General features: G+C 63.8%; 15 protein-coding genes. 7 read left to right on the top strand and 8 right to left on the bottom strand.

The window, feature by feature from the left end; translation table 11 throughout:
- Positions 1–88: 88 nt before the first annotated feature.
- From AC515T_RS15155 to AC515T_RS15175, 5 genes are read left to right on the top strand one after another with little or no spacing between them, the layout of a single operon-like run.
- Complete coding sequence (locus AC515T_RS15155; protein WP_496528958.1) at positions 89–1273, top strand: sensor histidine kinase; 1185 nt, start codon at positions 89–91, stop codon at positions 1271–1273.
- On the top strand, positions 1270–1938 hold the full coding sequence (locus AC515T_RS15160; RefSeq protein ID WP_496528959.1) for a response regulator: 669 nt from the start codon (positions 1270–1272) through the stop codon (positions 1936–1938). The genes AC515T_RS15155 and AC515T_RS15160 overlap by 4 nt, the downstream gene beginning before the upstream one ends.
- Entirely contained in the window at positions 1935–4247 is a 2313-nt protein-coding gene (locus AC515T_RS15165) for an ATP-binding protein (RefSeq protein ID WP_496528960.1), read from the top strand. The genes AC515T_RS15160 and AC515T_RS15165 overlap by 4 nt, the downstream gene beginning before the upstream one ends.
- Positions 4244–4711: a response regulator gene (locus tag AC515T_RS15170; protein ID WP_496528961.1), complete on the top strand. Its 468-nt coding sequence runs from the start codon at positions 4244–4246 to the stop codon at positions 4709–4711. The genes AC515T_RS15165 and AC515T_RS15170 overlap by 4 nt, the downstream gene beginning before the upstream one ends.
- A gap of 32 nt (positions 4712–4743) precedes the next feature.
- The gene (locus tag AC515T_RS15175; protein WP_496528962.1) at positions 4744–5640 is read left to right on the top strand and encodes a helix-turn-helix domain-containing protein; all 897 of its coding nucleotides are present in this window, start codon (positions 4744–4746) and stop codon (positions 5638–5640) included.
- A gap of 184 nt (positions 5641–5824) precedes the next feature.
- Here AC515T_RS15175 and AC515T_RS15180 read toward each other — a convergent pair whose 3' ends face one another.
- The 5 genes from AC515T_RS15180 to AC515T_RS15200 form a co-directional block, all read right to left on the bottom strand.
- Entirely contained in the window at positions 5825–6646 is an 822-nt protein-coding gene (locus AC515T_RS15180; RefSeq protein ID WP_496528963.1) for an energy transducer TonB, read from the bottom strand.
- Entirely contained in the window at positions 6643–7089 is a 447-nt protein-coding gene (tolR, locus tag AC515T_RS15185; RefSeq protein WP_092164437.1) for a protein TolR, read from the bottom strand. Before tolR ends, AC515T_RS15180 begins: the two co-directional genes overlap by 4 nt.
- A gap of 13 nt (positions 7090–7102) precedes the next feature.
- The gene (tolQ, locus tag AC515T_RS15190) at positions 7103–7810 is read right to left on the bottom strand and encodes a protein TolQ (RefSeq protein WP_496528964.1); all 708 of its coding nucleotides are present in this window, start codon (positions 7808–7810) and stop codon (positions 7103–7105) included.
- Positions 7811–7874: 64 nt separating this feature from the next.
- Complete coding sequence (locus tag AC515T_RS15195) at positions 7875–9800, bottom strand: phytase (protein WP_496528965.1); 1926 nt, start codon at positions 9798–9800, stop codon at positions 7875–7877.
- 196 nt (positions 9801–9996) lie between these two features.
- Positions 9997–12525 (bottom strand): TonB-dependent receptor, encoded by a 2529-nt coding sequence (locus AC515T_RS15200; protein WP_496528966.1) that lies wholly within the window; start codon positions 12523–12525, stop codon positions 9997–9999.
- A gap of 471 nt (positions 12526–12996) precedes the next feature.
- Between AC515T_RS15200 and AC515T_RS15205 the strand changes: the two genes are divergently transcribed.
- Together AC515T_RS15205 and AC515T_RS15210 are read left to right on the top strand one after the other, a co-directional pair.
- On the top strand, positions 12997–13911 hold the full coding sequence (locus AC515T_RS15205) for a GGDEF domain-containing protein (protein ID WP_496528967.1): 915 nt from the start codon (positions 12997–12999) through the stop codon (positions 13909–13911).
- Entirely contained in the window at positions 13908–14945 is a 1038-nt protein-coding gene (locus tag AC515T_RS15210) for an AraC family transcriptional regulator ligand-binding domain-containing protein (RefSeq protein WP_496528968.1), read from the top strand. Before AC515T_RS15205 ends, AC515T_RS15210 begins: the two co-directional genes overlap by 4 nt.
- Before the next feature lie 149 nt (positions 14946–15094).
- Here AC515T_RS15210 and AC515T_RS15215 read toward each other — a convergent pair whose 3' ends face one another.
- The 3 genes from AC515T_RS15215 to nirB form a co-directional block, all read right to left on the bottom strand.
- Positions 15095–15535, bottom strand: a complete 441-nt coding sequence (locus AC515T_RS15215) for a CBS domain-containing protein (RefSeq protein ID WP_496528969.1) — start codon at positions 15533–15535, stop codon at positions 15095–15097.
- Between the two features lie 172 nt (positions 15536–15707).
- A complete protein-coding gene (gene nirD, locus AC515T_RS15220) occupies positions 15708–16094 on the bottom strand; it encodes a nitrite reductase small subunit NirD (RefSeq protein WP_496528970.1) in 387 nt (128 codons plus the stop codon).
- Complete coding sequence (gene nirB / locus AC515T_RS15225) at positions 16094–18655, bottom strand: nitrite reductase large subunit NirB (protein ID WP_496528971.1); 2562 nt, start codon at positions 18653–18655, stop codon at positions 16094–16096. The genes nirD and nirB overlap by 1 nt, the downstream gene beginning before the upstream one ends.
- Positions 18656–18780: the final 125 nt, after the last annotated feature.

Here is an 18780-nt window from a genome sequence, read left to right on the forward strand (position 1 = left end):
GCCATTCGGCAGATAGGCCCGGTGCCGGTGACACGGTCTAATGGCATCACCGCGAACCGTCCGACCTTTTTCCATGCTGGAGCTCCCCATGCAAAGCCCGCCCCATGATCCCGGCAGCGCCCTGGCCATCCGCAGCCAGTATCGCCAATCCCAAAGCCGTGCCGCGCGCCTGGGCCTGCTGCTGGGCACCGGCCACGAACTGACGCAGTTGCCACTGTCAGCCATGCGTCAGCGCGCGCTGCAACGAGCGTGCGCCTTCATGGCGATGGACCATGGCCTGTTGCTGGAGTGGGCGCCGGACAACACGCTGCGCACCCTCGCCAGTCATGGCAGCGCGGAACGCGTCGACTTGCTCGCCAACCTGGCCCAGCCGCAGACGCCCGGCCCGAATTGGCTGGAGTCTCCCGACAGCGCCCTGCCCCAGGTCCTGCGGATTCCGTTGCGTACCTCCGATGGCGTGGCGTTCGGGGCGTTGCTGCTGGGCAACAGCGTCGCCCTCGGCGCGCCAGATCACGAAGACATCGAGTCGCTGCAATTGCTGGCGACGCTGTTGGCCGCGCACCTGGAGAACAGCCGTCTGGTCGAAGCGCTACAGGCCCGCGAACGGACCATGTCCGAGCTGGTCCACCGCTTGTTCAGCGCCCAGGAAGACGAACGCAAGCGCGTGGCCTACGACCTGCATGACGGCCTGGCGCAGAACCTGGCCGGTTTGCACCAGCGCTTGCAGGGGTTCGCCGGTCGTTGCCCGTCGCTACCACCGGCGCTGGCGAGCGAGTTGCAAGCCATCCTCGACCTGGCCCAAGGCTGCGTCGGCGAGGGCCGGCAACTGATCGGCGGCCTGCGCCCCCACGTGTTGGATGATTTCGGCCTGTACAAAGCCGTCGACAAGGAGGCCGACCGCCTGCGTGACGCGGGCCTGACCGTGAGCTGGGCCGAACACAGCAGCGCACGCCTGCCGGGCAACACCGAGATCGCCCTGTTTCGCATTGCCCAGGAAGGCATCAACAACATACTCAAGCACGCCCAGGCCCACCACGTGGGCCTGGGGTTGGCGGTGGAAGATGGCCAAGCCAGCCTGCGGGTAGAAGACGATGGCCGTGGCTTTGCCCTGGAGCAACCCATCGAGACCAACGGCAGTTGCCACCTGGGGCTGGCCGCCATGCAGGAACGCGCCAACCTGCTGGGCGGCTACCTGGCCTGTTGCAGCCAACCCGGCGCGGGAACCCGCTTGCTGGCCAGCGTGCCGCTACCGGCCGCCGGAGTACAGCCATGAACCGTCCTTTGCGTCTACTGCTGGCCGATGACCATGAAGTCACCCGCACCGGGTTTATCAGCATGCTCGCCGACAGCCCGGGGTTCGAGGTCGTCGGCCAGGCCAGCGACGGCCAGGAGGCTCTCGACCTGTGCGAGCGGCTACAACCGGACATCGCGATTCTCGACATCCGTATGCCGGTCCTCAACGGCCTCGGCGCGGCGCGGATCCTGCAGCAGCGCCAGCCCGGGATCAAAGTGGTGATCTTCACCATGGATGACAGCCCCGACCACCTCGAAGCCGCCATCGGCGCGGGCGCGGTCGGCTACTTGCTCAAGGATGCCAGCCGCGATGAAGTGCTCGACGCCCTCAAACGGGTCGCCCAGGGCGACGAGGCGCTGAACAGCTCCGTCAGCGCGCGCCTGCTGCGACGCATGGCTGAACGCGGTGCTAGTGGCGCCCCCCAGGTCCAGGCCCTGACCGCCCGTGAGCGTCAGGTATTGGGGCTGGTGGCCGGTGGCTTCAGCAATCGTGAGATCGGTGAAAAGCTGCGCATCGCACCCGGCACGGCCAAGGCCCACGTCGAGCGCGTCATCGGCAAACTGGGCGCTGCCGACCGGACCCAGGCCGCCGTGCGTGGCGTGGCCTTGGGGCTGGTGGCGCAACCCGCCGGGCAATGGCCATGAGGTTTCTCGCCGCCCGCCGCTGGGCCGACCTGCCGTTGCGGGGCAAGGCTCTGGTGGTGATTTCCCTGCCCCTGGTGGTCCTGCTGCTGTCGCTGGTGCTGATCTATATCACCGAACGCCAGACCGCACGGGCCGAAGAGGATGTGCGCAGGGTCCTGCTCGTCCAGGGTGATATCCAGACGGTCCATACCCTGCTGGCCGAGGCGGCGGCCAGCGTGCGCGGTTATCTGCTGACCCGGCGCGAAGATTTCCTGCCCAGCTACGAACAGGCCACGCCGCTGATCCATGCGGCGTTGCAGCGCCTGGACCACAACATCCGCGATGCCAGGATGCGCGAGCACCTCAAGACCATCACCCCGCTGATCGCCGACAAGCTCGACGGCTTGGTCGCGTTGCGCAACGGCAAGCGTGACGACCCCGAGGCCATCACCGCGATCCTGATCGAAAACAAGCAGGTGCTGGACGTGCTGCGCGAGCAGATCAGCGCCATGCGCATACGCGAGGACGGCCTGCTCGCCGAGCGCAGCGCCGCCGCCTCGGCCACACGCATGCGCCTGCTTTTCGCCACATTGCTGGCGGCGGTATGCGGGTTGCTGGGAGCCATTGTCGCAGTGCTGTTCCTGTCCAAGGGCATTGTCGCCCGGGTCCAGCAGGTGCAAGGCAACGCCCAGCGCCTGGCCTTGGGCCAACCCTTGCTACCGCAACCGTCGGAGCAGGACGAAATCGGCCAGCTCGGCACGCGCCTGGTGGAGGCCGGGCAGTTGCTCGCCGAACGCGAGCGGGCCCTGCGCGATAACGAAGAGCGCTTGCGGCTGATCATCGACGGGGTGAAGGACTACGGGATCTTCGCCCTGGATGCCCAGGGCTACGTCACCACCTGGAACGCCGGCGCGCAGCGGATCAAGGGCTACACCGAGCAGGAAATCCTTGGCCGGCACTTCTCCCTGTTCTACCTGCCCGAGGAATGCCCGGCGCACCCGGACATGGCCCTGCGCGAGGCCACCCGCGACGGGCATTACATGGAGGAAGGCTGGCGTTGCCGCAAGGACGGCAGCCGCTTCTGGGCCAGCGTGGTCATCACCGCGCAATACGATGGCACGGGCGCTCTGCGCGGCTTCTCGAAGATCACCCGCGACATCACCGACCGGCGCGCCGCCGAAATCGCCCTGCGCACCGCCCGCGAAGAAGCGGAAAGCGCCAGCCGGGCCAAGAGCGAATTCCTGTCGCGCATGAGCCACGAGCTGCGTACGCCCTTGAACGCCATCCTGGGTTTCGCTCAACTGTTGGACATGGACTCCACCGCCGGTCAACGCCCCCAGGTCAGCCACATCCTGCGGGCCGGCCAGCACTTGCTGGCGTTGATCAACGAGGTGCTGGATATCGCCCGGATCGAGGCCGGACGCCTGCCCCTGAACATCGAACCAATCGCCCTGGCGACGGTGCTGCACGAAGCCTTGACGCTGGTTTCCCCCATGGCCGCCGATGCCGGGATCCACTTGGTCGACCTGCCTGCACTGCCCGACGACAGCGGCGTGCTGGCCGACCGCCAGCGTCTGGTGCAGGTGTTGCTCAACCTGTTGTCCAACGCCATCAAATACAACCGGCCCGGCGGTGAGGTGCGCATTGAAGTCAGCGTCCAGGCCCACCAGGTGAGCATCGCCGTCCACGATACCGGCCATGGCATCGCCCCTGAGCAATTGGATCAACTGTTCAAGCCCTTCGAACGCCTGGGCGCCGATCCGCAGGTCGAAGGCACCGGCCTTGGCTTGTCCTTGAGCAAGAACCTGCTGGAGATGATGCAGGGCAGCCTGCAGGTCCACAGCGAGCCCGGACACGGCTGCTGTTTCACCTTGCAGTTGCCTGGCACCCAGGTGATCGGCCCGCATTTGCCCCCCATCGCCGCCCTGGCCGTGACGCGCCCGCCCGTGGACTATCACGGCAAAATCCTTTGCATCGAGGACAACCTGTCGAGCCTCGCGCTGATCGAGACCTTGATGCAGCGCCGTCCCGGCATCCAGCTGTTATCGAGCATGCAAGGCCAGATGGGCCTGGACCTCGCCCGCCAGCACTCGCCACAACTGATCCTGCTGGACGTCACCCTGCCCGACCTGGAAGGCCTGGAAGTCTTGCGGCGCCTGCGCCAGTCCCCGGCCACCGCGGCCACGCCGGTGCTGATGATCACCGCCGACGCCAGCGACCTGACCCATCGCGCCCTGCGCGACGCCGGGGCCACGGCGATCCTGACCAAACCTATCCATATCCAGGCCTTTCTGGGCCATCTCGAGCACTATCTACCGGAGCCCGCATGAATCGCGACTTGCGCATTCTGATCGTCGACGATCAGCGCCCCAACCTGGACCTGATGGAACAACTGCTGGCCCGCGAAGGGCTGCACAATGTGCTGAGCAGCACCGAGCCTTTGCGTACGCTGGACCTGTTCAACAGCTTCGAGCCGGACCTGGTCATCCTCGACCTGCACATGCCGGCGTTCGACGGCTTTGCCGTGCTGGAGCAACTGAACCGGCGCATCCCGGCCAACGACTACTTGCCGATCCTGGTCCTGACCGCCGATGCGACCCGAGATACGCGCCTGCGGGCCCTGGCCCTCGGCGCCCGGGATTTCATCAGCAAACCCCTGGATGCGCTGGAAACCATGCTGCGCATCTGGAACCTGCTGGAAACCCGCGCGCTCTATAAAGCGTTGCGCGAGTTGATCCCGCCCCAGCAGATCGAACTGTTGCGTCAGCACCGTCCCGCCGCCGACCCAGCCTAGCCTGGCGGCCGATTCATCGAGGCCATCGAAGCATGGAAGTCACCGAACGAACATCGGCAAGCGGCCTGCAGGCACACATTCGCGGCGAACGCCTGGCCACCTCAGACGGCGTATCGAGCAAGGACATCCTGGTGGAGATCTTTGTTCGTGAGCGCAGCGAAGCCCACATCGTCGTGCCGGCGGTGGCCGAGCCGTTGCTTGTCTGGGTGTTGTCCGGAGAAGCTATTGTCGAGGAGCGCACCGCCCAGGAGCCGTGGGAAGCGAATACGGTGCGCCGCGCGGATTTTTTCCTGACCACCTCCCCTGTTCCTTATGAAATGCGCTGGCAAGTGACCAGCCCTGAGCCGTTCGTGGTCATGCATGTGTACCTGGGCCTGGCGTTGCTGGAGCGCGCCATTGCCGAAGCGGGCGGTAGCGGCGCGATCCAGTTGCGGGAAGTCTCTGGCGGGCGGGATGAAGTGCTCTCGGCCTTGCTCGAACAGATTCGGGCGGAAGTGACCCGGCGCGGTGAAACCAGTGCCTTGCTGATCCAGGGCGTGGCGCAATGCGTGGCGGTGCACCTGGCGCGGCATTATGTGGATACCGAGGCCGAGGACATGTCCGGCCGCAACGCCCTGCCCGCCTTCAAGCTCAAGCGCGTCATCGGCCTGATGGAACAACGACTGGCCGAACCCTTCTGCCTCGGTGACCTGGCCCAGGCCACCGGCATGAGCGAATACCACTTCAGCCGCCTGTTCAAACGCGCCACCGGGCGCTCACCCTCGCAGTACTTCATCCAACTGAGAATGGCCCGGGCCCGGCAACTGCTGATCGAAACCGAGCGCAGCATCATCGATGTCGGCCTGGAAGTCGGTTATGGCAGCGCCAGTCACTTCTCCCAGGTATTCCGCCGCGAAGTGGGCGTGGCGCCGAGTCATTACCGCAAGTAAAGGCCTGATGGCGCCAGAATGAGCTTCTTGGTGGTGCTGGGAGCGATCCAGTGGTCGCACACAAACCGCTGTGGGAGCGAGCTTGCTCGCGATAGGGCCAGGCCAGCCAACATCGATGACGGCTGGTCCACCGCTATCGCGAGCAAGCTCGCTCCCACAGGTACTTTTTGCCAGGCCTTTGTTTTCATTTGATCCGGTAGTGAAAGGTATTGCGCACCGCCGGCACCGTCACCGCCTTGCCATCGATGATTCGCGGCTGATAACGGAACGTCTGTGCAGCGGCCAGGGATGGGCGGATGAACAAGGGGTGGCAACCCTCGATGACCTTGGGACTGTCGATCCGCCCGTCCGGCATCACGCTGTACTCCACCGTGCAATCGCCTTCCAGGCCTTTGTCCAGGGCACGCTGCGGATAGTCCGGGGCTTGCTTGCTCAGGGGCTGGTAGCTGCGGCTGTCGGCAGCGGCCTGGCGCGCCTGCTCGGCGTGGCGTTGCTCGGCGAGTGCTTGCGCCTGTCGGGCCTGGCGTTGTTGTTCGGCAGCTTGCTGCTCGGCGACTTGCAGGCGGCGCTCACTTTCCAGGCGTTCGCGCTGCTGCTGTTGGGCCTGTTGCTCGCGTTTCTGCTCCTCGACCCGTTTGCGAGCCAGCGCCGCCTGTTCCAGCTTCTGCGCCTGAGCCCGCGGGTCCACCACCGGCTTGGTAGGAGCAGGACGTGGCGCTTCCATGGGGGACGGGCCAGATTCGGCCGCTGCTGGTGCAACCGGAGTGACAGCCGCCGGCGCAGGCGCTTCGGGCACCGGTGCCACCGGCAATATCACCAGTTGCGTACGCAACACCCGGGGCGGCTCGATGGCGGGTTTCTCCACATTCCACCCCAACACCAACAACGCGGCTATCGCGGCGTGCAGGGCCACGGCGAGTCCCGCCGCCAGGCTGTTTTTCCAAAAACCGTGGCGGCTCGGCGCGGGTACGCTCAAGGAGGAACTGTGCATGATCATCGCCGTCATTGCGGCGCCTCGGTCACCAGCCCCAGGTTGCTCACGCCGCCCTGCTGCAAGGCGGCCATGGCCGCGACGACCCGGCCGTAATCGGCATGATCGTCGGCACGGATGTACACCTGGGTATCGCTGCGCTCGGCCACGACCTGCGCCACCTTGGCACGCATCTGCTCCAGGTCCACGGCGCTGTCGGTCTGATGACGGGTGTCCAGCTCACCGCCCAGATTCCAGTAGTAACCGCCCTCGGCCTTGACCGACAGGGTGAGGATTTGCTGGCGACTGTCGGTGGCCAGCGCTTGGCTCGCGACCTTGGGCAGTTCGATCTTCACACCCTGGGTCAGCATCGGCGCGGTGACCATGAAAATCACCAGCAGTACCAACATCACGTCGATGTACGGCACCACGTTCATTTCGGCCTTGGGACCGTGCTTGCGTTGTGGCTTGACGAGCATCTGTCCTCTCCTTTCAAGCGGCCGAGGCCAGGTTCACCGGGGCACCGTGCAGCTTGCGGTGCAGACGCACCTGCAGCTCGTTGCCAAACGCGTAATAACGGGTCAGCAGGGTCTGGCCACGGGCGGCAAAACGGTTATAGGCAATCACCGCCGGAATCGCCGCGAACAAACCGATGGCCGTGGCGATCAACGCTTCGGCAATGCCCGGCGCCACGGTGGAAAGGCTGGCCTGCTGCACCTGGGACAGGCCGAGGAAAGCATTCATGATGCCCCAGACCGTGCCGAACAGGCCGATGTAAGGGCTGACCGAACCGACGGTGGCGAGAAACTGCAAACCTTTCTCCAGCTGCACTTCCTGTTCGCTGATCGCCACTTGCAGCGAACGCTCGACGCCTTCAAGCACCACCTCGGGCGTGCTGGAGGGCTGGTTGAGCTGAGTGAAGGCCAGCAAGCCTGCCTGGAAAATCGGCGTGATCCCACCGTCTTCTTCGCGCACCTGTGCGTGTTCCCGGTACAGGGGCAACAGGTCCTGGGTGCTGCGAAAACGTTGCATGAAACCGTTGAGCTGACGCTCGTTGCGTTGCAGCACGGCACTGCGCTGGATGATCAGGTACCAGCTCAATAGCGAGGCCAGCAGCAAGGTGAGCATGACCGCCTTGACCAGCAGACTCGCGTCACTGATCAGGCCCCAGATCGTCATGTGTTCCAAAGTGGCTTGCATGGTTGAAACTCCTGTCTGGCGGTTATTCGATGAAATGTTCGTGACCGGCTGATGACAACGCCGCTCAAGGCAGACGCAGGGCTTTCGCCACATCGGTCCAGGGCACGAACTTGAAGTTCTGGGTCTGCTCGGGCATGCGCTTGCGGCCGTCCTGGACCACCAGCATGCCCTGGCTCCAAGGCCCGCCCAGGTTCACCGAGGTCACCTCCAGGCCATCGGTTTCCGAGGCGCCATCAATGTCGGCGGCAGCATTCAGGCCGACTCGGAACGCACCCCGCACGGCGAACGGAGGCTCGGCATCGAGCACCAGGTAGCTGTCGTTGCCCTGGCTGGAAATCACCAGGTAGTCGCGGTCCTTGGCCTGATACAAGGCCATGCCCTCGACGTCAGCGTGCAACGACGGGCCAACCTTGATCACGCGGCTCAAGGTCGCCGGTTGATTGGCCCGGGCATCCACCGCCCAGACACCTACGTCTTCCTCACCGAGAAACAGGCGCTGGCGCTGCTCATCGGCCACGCAACCTTCGGGCTGGCTGTCGACGCTGAACTGGCGCACCAACTGGCCTTGCACCACGCCGTCCGGCGCGCTGAGGCGGTATTGCACGAAGTGCCCATTCTTGCCGTTGGCGAAGGCGTACAGCCCACCGTCGGCAGGCTGGAACAGGCAGATGCCATAGATGTCCTTCAATGGCGTCGCAATCTCCCCCGCTTCGCGCAACTCGCCACTGGCGCGGTCGATGCTGAACAGGCTCAAGCTGTTGCGATCACGGTTGCTGGCCACCGCCAGATCGACGGTTTGCGTGCCCAGCTTGAAGTTCGCCCGCACATCGACGTTGTTCAGCCGCCCGACCGGCAGCTCCTGCAGCAGCTTGCCTTGCAGGTCGTAAGCCAGCAGGCCTTGCTTTTTATTGGTGCCCAACACCCGGCTCAACTCCGGTGTGGTCGGATGCACCCAGATCGCCGGGTCATCCGCGGCATCGCCCTGGCGGGCCACCGGCTCGCTCTGGGCGATGGCGGCCACCGTGGGCAGGACCGGCGGCAAGGGCACTGGCGTGGGTTGCCAGTTGATTTCGCCTTGGTACAGGTGCCCGTCGTCATCGTCACGCAGCAGCACTTCGATGCCGCTTTTCGTCAGGCGCGCCGCGAGGTTTTCCGGCTCATTCAGGCCCGGCAGTGACAGCTTGGCACGTGACGTCCAGCCCTCGCCGTCCTGCTGATACAGGTGCAACTGCGCAGCCTCGGGATCGAGGCCCAACACGCCGCCGGGCAACACCGCCAACGCGCCTGCCGCCTGCTGGACGTCGCCGAACGGCGCACGCATCGCCACGGGCACCCGCACGGTCTCGGCCTCAGAGGATGCCGGATAGGCCCACCAACCCACCCGTTCCTCGTTGACGAACAATTGATTGGCGCTGTCCTGCACCTGGCAGGTCTTGGCATCCGGCGGCAATGGCAGGCCACGCACCCGTTGCGCGCTGTCGCTCAGGCGCTCGCCATTGCCCACCAACCATTGCTCGCCCTTGCCCTCTTCCCCCACCAGGAACACAAACAGGTTGCTCGCCTCGTCGCGGTACAGGCACAGACCGTTGACCGGGAAGTCCCGCGTGGGCAGGTACAACGGCGTGCCCCACTGGCGGCTTTGTGGATCGAGGCTGACGATCAGGGCTTGCTGGCGCGTGCTGTCGAGGCTGGCGACCAACACGTTCGCGCCCTGGGCACGGCTATCGACACCTTCGAAGGTGCCCTTCAGGCGCGTCAGTTCGCGACCCTGGGCATCGAGCAAGAACAAGCCCTCGCGGGCACTGGCCAGTCGCTCGGTCGTCGAAGGGCCGGGCAGGAATGCCAGAGCGTTGATCGACAGTTGCTCGGCTTGAGACCAGGGTTGCAGCTTTAGCTTGGGCGCCGGGGCGGCCGCCAGGGCGGCGGCTGATGCCAGGCTGATCGCCATCGCCAGCAGGTAGCGCTTGGGTAAGGAAAACATCGTGTTCAACGGGAAAATCCTTGTCATTCAGTCAGACTCAAACGGGCTTGTTGCTCACTTCTATTGCCAGGAAATTCATCTGCGGGAGCAACGCTTGCTCGCGATGCAGGCGCCTCGGTTTCCGGGAGCCCCGTGTCGTCTTCGTCGCGAGCAAGCGTTGCTCCCACAGCCAAATCCTATTGCCACAAGTGATCAGGCTCGCGATTCAGAAATGGGTAAAGGTCAGCCCCAGCTTGTACGTCGGGCCGTACTCTTCGTACTGGCCGTTGTAGGAGCGATGGCCGGTGTAGACGAAGTACGACTCGTCGGTGAGGTTCTGGGCCTCGAGGCTGACTTGCAGGTTCTTGGTCAGCGAATAACGCGCGCTGAAATCGACGAAGGTCTGGGCATCGACGTGCAGGTCATGGTCGCGGTCGCCGATGGACGCCAGCTCGAACAGGTACGCTGACTTGTAGTTGGCCGACAACCGCAGGCTCAGCTTGTCGTTTTCCCAACCCAACATCAGGTTGCCAACCGTGTCCGACTGGTTCGGCAGGTCAATGCTGCGCTTGCGCTGGGTACCGCTGGCCTGGTCAAACCCCTCGATCTCGGCGTCCGAACGGCTGAAGGTGGTATTGGCACCCAACAGCAGCCCGTTCCAGGGCGCCGGCAGCCAGTCGAATTTTTGCGAGTAGGCCAATTCCAAGCCGTACAGCTTGGCGCTGTCGCCGTTGGCGTAGCTGTGGGCTTCTGCGAAATCGGTCCAGGCGCCCGTGCCGGCCAGGTCGGTGTTGTAGACGAAATGCTTGATGTCCTTGTAGAACACGAAGGCCGAGACCGTGCCGGCGTGGCCCATGAAATGCTCGATGCCCAGGTCCAGGTTGCTCGACTCCAGCGGCTTGAGCTGCGGGTTGCCAAAGGTGGCCTCGTCATCGTCGATGACAAAGCCTGGTGCCAATTGCCCGAAGGTTGGACGCACCACGGACTTGGTCCAGGCCGCACGCACCTGGGTGTTCTTGTCCAGTTGGTAGCGCGCATGCAACCCCGGCAACCAGTGGTGATACTTGCGACGGGTCTCGGTATCGGTGAAGACGCCGTCGGTGGCGCCGGTGCCCTTGGCTTCGAATTCGGTGCCTTCGTAGCGCATGCCGGCGATGAAACGCCAGTCATCGATGTCGACGGTGTTCATCAGGTATGCAGCATTGATGTCCTCGCTCATCTTGAAGTCGTTGACGCGCGACTCCTGCTCGTCGAAAAACTCGTCGCGGTTCAGGCCGCCGAGCAACTGTTTGATGGCATTGGCGCTGATACCCGGGCCGAAGCGACCGAGACGGTAGTCCACGGTGCCTTTCTGGAACTGCCCGAGGTTCAGTTGCTCGTCGGTGAAACCCAGGTCGTCGAAATCCTCGTAGACCCAGGCGTCCAGGTCGTTGTCCTTGTCCCGCCGGCTGACTTTGCCACCGAATTTGACCTGGGACGCATAACCACTGAAGTCGTAGTCCCGGGCCAGGTCCAGGCGCAGGTTTTTCTCGGTGTCGGTGGTCTTCTGTTTCTCCCAATCCACCTTGTCGAGGCTGAAGCTGGCCGGATCGTAGAACCCCGAGCCGATGATCGGCCGTGGTTTGTCGTTGTCGTAGAAACCGCCGTCGAACCCATCGATGCCTGCGAAGGTGGCGCCAGCGATATGGCCGGGGCTGTCTTCGCTGGACTGGCTGTAGCCGCCCTGGCCACTCAGGGTCCAGAGCCCGAACAGGCGTTCGCCACCGAGTACGTAGGATTGGATTTCCTGGGTTTCTTCACGTTGCTTGAGTTTGCGCTCGCCCTCGGCGTCCCCCAGTTGCCCGGCGGCCTGCGGGTCATCGAAGGCGATGCTGGCGGCGTTGCGGGTTTCGCTGTCCTTGTAGCGGCTGTACAGCGTGCGCAGGTAATAGCTGCTGAAGTCGTCGGGCTTGTAGTCGAAGTTCAAGCCGCCACCGGCCCGCTCGCGGCGGATGTCGTAGTCGCGCTGTTCGAACTCTTCAAGGCGTGAACCCTGCTCGAAATCCCAGGCACCGCCGGTTTCGACGTTGTCCGAACCGAAGTCGCGCTTCTGCCAGCTCAGCGCCGCGGCCACGCCGAAGTTGTCGATGCCATCGCCCAGGCTGAAACGGTCGCTGATGGCGCCGGAGAATTTCGGGCTGGTCTGGCCGGTGTTCTTGTCATAGCTGGCTTCGCTGCTGCCGGTGTAGAACAGGCCCTTGTGGTCGAAGGCCGAGAGGCTTTTCACATCCACCGTACCGCCCAAGGAGTTGGCGTCCATGTCCGGCGTCAGGGTCTTGATCACCGATAACGATTGCACCAGTTCCGAGGGCAACACATCCAAGGCAACGGCGCGACGCTCGCTTTCCGGGGCTGGCACCAGCGTGCCGTTGATGGTCACGCTGTTGAGGTCCGGCCCCAGGCCGCGCACGCTGACAAAGCGGCCTTCGCCCTGGTCGCGCTCGACGCTGACACCGGGCAGGCGCTGCACCGCTTCGGCGACGTTTTCATCGGGCAACTGCGCCACGCCGTCGGCATGCACCACGCTCTTGATGCTGTCGGCGCTGCGCTGCTCCTTGAGGGCCTGGTCGATACTCGCCGCCTGGCCGACCACTTCAACGTGTTCGGTGGCGCCGGCCGATTGCTCGGCGGCACTCAGTCGTTCGCTGGCAATGGCCATCGTCAACGCGGTGAAGGTGAAACCGACGAGCCCGGCAGTGCTTGTGCGGTGATACATGGTGATCCTCCCCAGGAATCCGGAAATCCGCCAGGCAATGGCCCGGCAACTGGGAGGGCACGCTAGGGGTGGGGAATGACGGTTCTGTGACAGGGGTTGGCCGTGGAGGCTGTAATAGGCTGATTTAGGCGGGCTGGTGAGTCGGAATGAGCTGAAATGACCTGTTTTACAGACTCAGCGAATCTGAAGGGCGAAGGAATTTGGCGAAACGTCGCACCGCTGCGGGAGCAAAGCTTGCTCGCGATGCAGGCGCCTCGATTCCCTGAAAAACCGCGTCGTCTTTGTCGCGAGCAAGCTTTGCTCCCACAGAACCCCCTCGCCACAATGAGATAAGTGGTGATGTCATGAATAAAAAAACGGACAACCGATGAGCTGATTCGACCTCCCCCACCCCATCACCCGCCGTCACCGCACTGTCACATCCATCTGCTGTGCTGGGCCGCATTCCGCTTCTGGCAAAGGACTCCGGCCATGTTCTCCGTGCTCCGCCCGCACCGCTTCAAACTCGCCCTGCTCCTGCTGGCGGCCAACCTCGGGTTGATCCTGCACTTGGCCAGCGGCGAACTCAAACCCATCGCCGAATGGGTCTGGCTGGATATCCTCGGTGAAGGTGGCTCGGCGCTGCTGGCACTGGTCTGGCTGGGGCTGGTCTTGAAAAGCCGCCCGGCCGGCCGGGTCACCAACTACTTGGTCCTGGGACTGGGCTGCATCTTCTTTTCCTGGTGGATCGACAGCCTCGACGAGTTCATCCGCCTGCCCGACAGCATTACCTGGGACCACTGGCTCGAATCCGGGCCCATGCCGGTGGGCATGATCCTGCTGACCCTCGGCATCTATCACTGGCACCGCGAACAGCTGGCGATCAACGGACAAATGGAGAAACGCGAACGTCTGTTCCGTGAGCACCGCCTGTTCGACAAGCTCACGCCGTTGGGGGGCGCCGACTTTCTCAAGCACGAACTGTCCGCCAGCCTGGAAGACAGCCGGCGCCGCCAGCAGCCCCTGTCGTTGCTGGCCCTGGACCTGGACAACTTCACCGCCATCAACCAACGCTTCGGCCACGGCGAAGGCGATGCGGTGTTGCAGGCGGTCAGCCAATTGCTGGTCTTGAACCTGCGTCGCCAAGATCTGCTGTGCCGTCTGGCCGGCGATCGCTTTGTGGTGCTGTTGCCCGACACCGGCGAGAGCCAGGCCCGGCGCCTGGCCCTGGAGCTGGAAATTGCGGTGCGCAGCCTGGCCCACAAGACCCGGCAACACGGCGAACGGTTGCAACTGGCCGCCAGCACGGCGGTGGTGATGGCGTTCGACGAATCCCCCGAGGCCTTGCTCAAGCGCCTGAACCTGGCACTGGCCCAGTCCCGGACCACGCTGGCGAAAAGCGCATGACACTCAAGACCTGCTGGTACGAAACCGATAGCCGCTTCATTCCGGGCCACTATCAACCTGCCGCGCTGATCGACCTGGCGCTGTCGCGGGACATCGACAGCCATCGCCTCCTGCGCGGCACCGGGCTGTTCCATGACGATATCCTCGCGGGACAGAGCCGTATCAGCCCGCAGCAATTCCTCGGCCTGATCGACAACAGCCGGCGCCTGCTGGATGCCAGCGACAGCAGTTTCCTGTTTGGTCAGCGGCTGTTGCCCGGGCATTATGGCCCCGCGAGCCACGCCTTGCGCCACGCGCAGAATCTGCATCAGGCCCTGCAGAGCCTGATCGACCAGCAAGCGCTGCTCAGCCCATTGGCCGCCCCGCGCCTGCTGTTGGACGAGCACTACGCCTATGTCCATTGGCTGGACAGCTGCGGTGCCGGGGAGCAATGGCGCTTCGTGCTGGAGGCGAGCATGACCTCGATGGTGGCGATGAGTGCCTGGCTCAGCGGCGAGCGCTTGCCCTGGCAGTGCAGCTTTCGCCACAGCGAGCCGCGTTACGTCGAGCAATATTGGGTGCACCTGGGCGAGCACACGCAATTCGACCGCCCCCTGGACCTCATGCGCCTGCCCCGCCACTGCCTCGCCCAGCCCTGGCCCAATGTTTCGGCCACCGCAGGACAGGTGGCGCGGATCGAAGCCCAGGACCAGCTCGACCAACTGGGCTTCGCCTCCAGCTTCCTGGATTGCCTCTACGACTACCTGCACGTCCAGGTGCAGCAGACGCCGAGCCTGGAACAGACCGCCCAGGCCTTCGCCATGAGCCCGGCGACCCTCAAGCGCAAGTTGCACAAGCACCACACCGGGTTCCAGCAACAGGTCGACCGGGTGCACACCCATGTGGCTTTGTATCTGTATCAGGTCAAGGGGTTCAGCAACGAAGAAGTGGCGCATTACTTGCGCTTCAACGATACGGCGAACTTCCGTCGCTCGTTCAAGCGCTGGACCGGCAGTACGCCGAATTTGATTCGGCAGTTGCTGATGCTGGGCTGAAACTGCTGTTGTGGCGAGGGAGCTTGCTCCCGCTCGGTTGCACAGCGACCGCAAGATCTTGGGACCGCTACGCGGTCCAGCGGGAGCAAGCTCCCTCGCCACAACAGCGGTGCTCACAAAAAACGGTGCTGGTCCGCAATAAGCGGGGGTTAGTGCCCGCGAATGTAGTGTTCCAACTGTCGGATCAGGTTCGCCTGCTCGACAATCGCCTCTTTCACCAGGTCGCCAATGGACAACAGGCCGATCAACTGCCCGTTATCCAGCACCGGCAAGTGCCGCAAGTGGCTGTCGGTCATGACCTCCATGCAGCGGTCGATGCTTTGCTGGCTGTCGGCGGTGACCACCGGGGCGCTCATGATGGTGCGCACCGTCGTACCCACCGATGACCGCCCCTTGAGCACCATCTTGCGCGCGTAGTCCCGCTCGCTGAACACGCCCACCACCTGACCGTCCTCGATCACCGGCAGCGCGCCGACATTTTTCTCGGCCATGATCTGCAGCGCTTCGAGCACCGTCTGCTCCGGCGCGATGCTGTGGACCTGCTGGTTCTGCACACTCTTGAGTTTCACCAGTTGGGCGGCGGTTTTCATTGTTCATCCCCAAATTTCAATAACATGTGACCCGCTTTTGTGGCGAGGGAGCTTGCTCCCGCTCGGTTGCGCAGCGACCGCTAGATTTTAGGACCGCTGCGCGGCCCAGCGGGAGCAAGCTCCCTCGCCACAAAACTCCATAAAAGCACCCCAAAAACCGCCATAGCGCGGATCAGTCTTCGCCAATCTCCACCACCTCACCATTAAGCCGCACCGGCCACACCCGCAGGCTTTGCTCGGGGTATTCCAGGCAATGACCGTCTTCCAGGCGGAAATGCTGCTTGTACATCGGCGAGGCAATTACCAGCTCGCCCTTGATGCTGCCCAGCAAGCCACGGCCGATGACATTGGCACCGGACTTGGGGTCGCGGTTGTCGATGGCGTACAGCGGCTTGTCCTGATGCTCGGGCAGATAGAGCAACGCCACTTGGCTGCCGTCATGCCAGGCGACCACGCCGGAATTGGGCACCAGGTCGTCGCGGCTGCACAGGGCCCGCCACTGCAACGGTTCCTGGGCGACATCACGGGCGGGAATACGAACGACGTTTGACTGGCTCATCAGAGCACCTCCTCGGTGACGGGAATCAGATGGAGTTCATGGGCGTGAACCGGCCGACGCTGGCCGCGCTCGCGGACGAAGTGAACGTCCGGATCGCCGCGCTTGTCGTTGACGAAGGTGCGGAAGCGCTTGAGCTTCTCCGGGTCCTTCAAGGCATTGGCCCATTCGCATTCGTAGCGGTCGACCACCAGTTGCATCTGCGCTTCAAGCTCGGCGCCCAGGCCCAGGCTGTCGTGGATGATCACGTCCTTGAGGTAGTCCAGGCCACCTTCCAGGCTTTCGCGCCAGACCGAGGTCCGTTGCAGTTTGTCGGCGGTGCGGATGTAGAACATCAGGAAGCGGTCGATGTAGCGGATCAGGGTCTCGTCATCCAGGTCGGTGGCGAACAGCTCGGCGTGACGCGGACGCATGCCACCGTTGCCGGCCACGTAGAGGTTCCAGCCCTTTTCGGTGGCGATCACGCCGACGTCCTTGCTCTGGGCCTCGGCGCACTCGCGGGTGCAACCGGACACCGCGAACTTGAGCTTGTGCGGCGAGCGCAGACCTTTGTAGCGGTCCTCGATGGTCAGGGCCATCTGCACGCTGTCCTGCACGCCGTAGCGGCACCAGGTGCTGCCCACGCAAGACTTCACCGTGCGCGTGGACTTACCGTAGGCGTGGCCGGTTTCGAAACCGGCTTCGATCAGCTCGGCCCAGATGTCCGGCAACTGGTGCAACTGGGCGCCGAACAGGTCGATGCGCTGGCCGCCGGTGATCTTGGTGTAAAGGTCGTATTTCTTGGCGACCACGCCGATGGCGATCAGTTTGTCGGCGGTGATTTCCCCGCCGGCGATCCGCGGTACTACCGAGTAGGTGCCGTTTTTCTGCATGTTCGCCATGAAGGTGTCGTTGGTGTCCTGCAACGCCACCAGGGACGGGTCCATGATCGGCTGGTTCCAGCACGACGCCAGGATCGAGCCCACCGCCGGTTTGCACAGGTCGCAGCCGGTATGGCCACGACCGTGCTTGGCCAGCAGTTCTTCGAAACTGATGATGCCTTCCACCCGCACCAGCGCATACAACTCCTGGCGGGTGTAGGCGAAGTGTTCGCACAGGCTCTTGTCGACGCTGACGCCGCGGGCAATCAATTCATGCTCGAACACTTGCTTGACCAAGGCCGCGCAACCACCGCAACCGGTACCGGCCTTGGTGTCGCATTTGAGCTGGCCCAGATCAGTGCAACCGCCGTCGATGGCCGAGCAGATCGAGCCCTTGGTGACGTTGTGGCACGAGCAGATGGTGGCGCTTTCGGGTAACGCCGCCGGGCCCAGGGTCGGGGCGCCTTCGGACGATGGCAGGATCAGGCTGGCCGCGTCCTTGGGCAAGGCGATGCCGTTCTGCATGTATTGCAGCAAGGTGTCGTAGTAGCTGTTGTCACCCACCAGCACCGCGCCGATCACGCGCTTCCCGGCGGCGTCCACCACCAGTCGCCGATAGCTGGCGCTGGTTTCGTCGATGAATTGGAAGCTGCGCGAACCCGGGGTGTTGCCATGGGCATCGCCGATGGAACCGACGTCCACGCCCAGCAATTTGAGCTTGGTGGACATGTCGGCGCCGGTGAAGGCTTCAGCGCTTTCGCCGCACAGCCGGGCCGCGACGTTGCGGGCCATCTGGTAGCCCGGGGCGACCAGGCCGAAAATGCTGCCGTTCCAGGCCGCGCACTCGCCGATGGCGTAGATGTCCGGATCGCTGCTCTGGCAATGATCGTCGATCACCACGCCGCCGCGCGGGCCAATCTGCAGGTCGCTCTGGCGAGCCAGGGCATCCTGGGCGCGGATACCGGCGGAAAACACGATGAGGTCGGTTTCCAGGAAATCGTCGTCGCCGAAATTCATCCGATAACGGTACTGCTCACCGGCGCTGATGGACTGGGTGCCCTTGGACAGGTGCACGCCGACGCCCAGGCTTTCAATGCGCGCCTTGAGGGCCAAGCCGCCTTGCGTGTCCAACTGCACCGGCATCAGCCGTGGGGCGAATTCCACCACATGGGCTTCCAGGCCCAGGGTCTTGAGGGCGTTGGCCGCTTCCAGGCCCAACAGGCCACCACCGACCACCACGCCACGGCGGGCATTGCTGGCGGCGGCGCGGATCGCATCCAAGTCCTCAAGGGTGCGATAGACCAGGCACGAATCGCCTTCGGCGCCTTCAATCGGCGGCACGAACGGGTAGGAACCGGTGGCGAGCACCAGTTTGTCGTAGCTGATGCGATCCTGCGCGGTCACGACCTGATTCGCATCACGGTCGATTTCCAGCACCGGCACCCCCAGGTGCAACGTGACACCGGGGGTCTGGTACAACGAAGCTTCACCGAGGGCCAGGGACTCGGCGTCACGGCCCGAGAAGTACTCGGACAGGTGCACGCGGTCATAGGCACGCATCGGCTCTTCACTGAACACATGCACGCGGTAATGATTGAGGGCACCGCGCTCGATCAGTTGCTCGACGCAGTGATGGCCGACCATGCCATTGCCGATCACGATCAGCGTTTGCAGCTTGTTCAGAGAAGCAACGTTGGAATTCATAGAAAGCACCCGACAAAAGCCCATCACGATTTTGAAAGCAAAAAAAAAGACGCCTGAAACCTTGCGGTTCCAGGCGTCTTTGCCTGTTCTGTGCGGTATCGGTCCGGCGACTGCGCCCTGACCTA

Source organism: Pseudomonas sp. FSO-7 (assembly GCF_059579345.1).

What these genes read in the sequence shown, in the direction of transcription:
- AC515T_RS15155 (WP_496528958.1), top strand. Translation starts at nt 89, where the DNA reads ATGCAAAGCCCGCCCCATGATCCCGGCAGCGCCCTGGCCATCCGCAGC.
- AC515T_RS15160 (WP_496528959.1), top strand. Translation starts at nt 1,270, where the DNA reads ATGAACCGTCCTTTGCGTCTACTGCTGGCCGATGACCATGAAGTCACC.
- AC515T_RS15165 (WP_496528960.1), top strand. Translation starts at nt 1,935, where the DNA reads ATGAGGTTTCTCGCCGCCCGCCGCTGGGCCGACCTGCCGTTGCGGGGC.
- AC515T_RS15170 (WP_496528961.1), top strand. Translation starts at nt 4,244, where the DNA reads ATGAATCGCGACTTGCGCATTCTGATCGTCGACGATCAGCGCCCCAAC.
- AC515T_RS15175 (WP_496528962.1), top strand. Translation starts at nt 4,744, where the DNA reads ATGGAAGTCACCGAACGAACATCGGCAAGCGGCCTGCAGGCACACATT.
- AC515T_RS15180 (WP_496528963.1), bottom strand. Translation starts at nt 6,646, where the DNA reads ATGACGGCGATGATCATGCACAGTTCCTCCTTGAGCGTACCCGCGCCG.
- tolR (WP_092164437.1), bottom strand. Translation starts at nt 7,089, where the DNA reads ATGCTCGTCAAGCCACAACGCAAGCACGGTCCCAAGGCCGAAATGAAC.
- tolQ (WP_496528964.1), bottom strand. Translation starts at nt 7,810, where the DNA reads ATGCAAGCCACTTTGGAACACATGACGATCTGGGGCCTGATCAGTGAC.
- AC515T_RS15200 (WP_496528966.1), bottom strand. Translation starts at nt 12,525, where the DNA reads ATGTATCACCGCACAAGCACTGCCGGGCTCGTCGGTTTCACCTTCACC.
- AC515T_RS15205 (WP_496528967.1), top strand. Translation starts at nt 12,997, where the DNA reads ATGTTCTCCGTGCTCCGCCCGCACCGCTTCAAACTCGCCCTGCTCCTG.
- AC515T_RS15210 (WP_496528968.1), top strand. Translation starts at nt 13,908, where the DNA reads ATGACACTCAAGACCTGCTGGTACGAAACCGATAGCCGCTTCATTCCG.
- AC515T_RS15215 (WP_496528969.1), bottom strand. Translation starts at nt 15,535, where the DNA reads ATGAAAACCGCCGCCCAACTGGTGAAACTCAAGAGTGTGCAGAACCAG.
- nirD (WP_496528970.1), bottom strand. Translation starts at nt 16,094, where the DNA reads ATGAGCCAGTCAAACGTCGTTCGTATTCCCGCCCGTGATGTCGCCCAG.
- nirB (WP_496528971.1), bottom strand. Translation starts at nt 18,655, where the DNA reads ATGAATTCCAACGTTGCTTCTCTGAACAAGCTGCAAACGCTGATCGTG.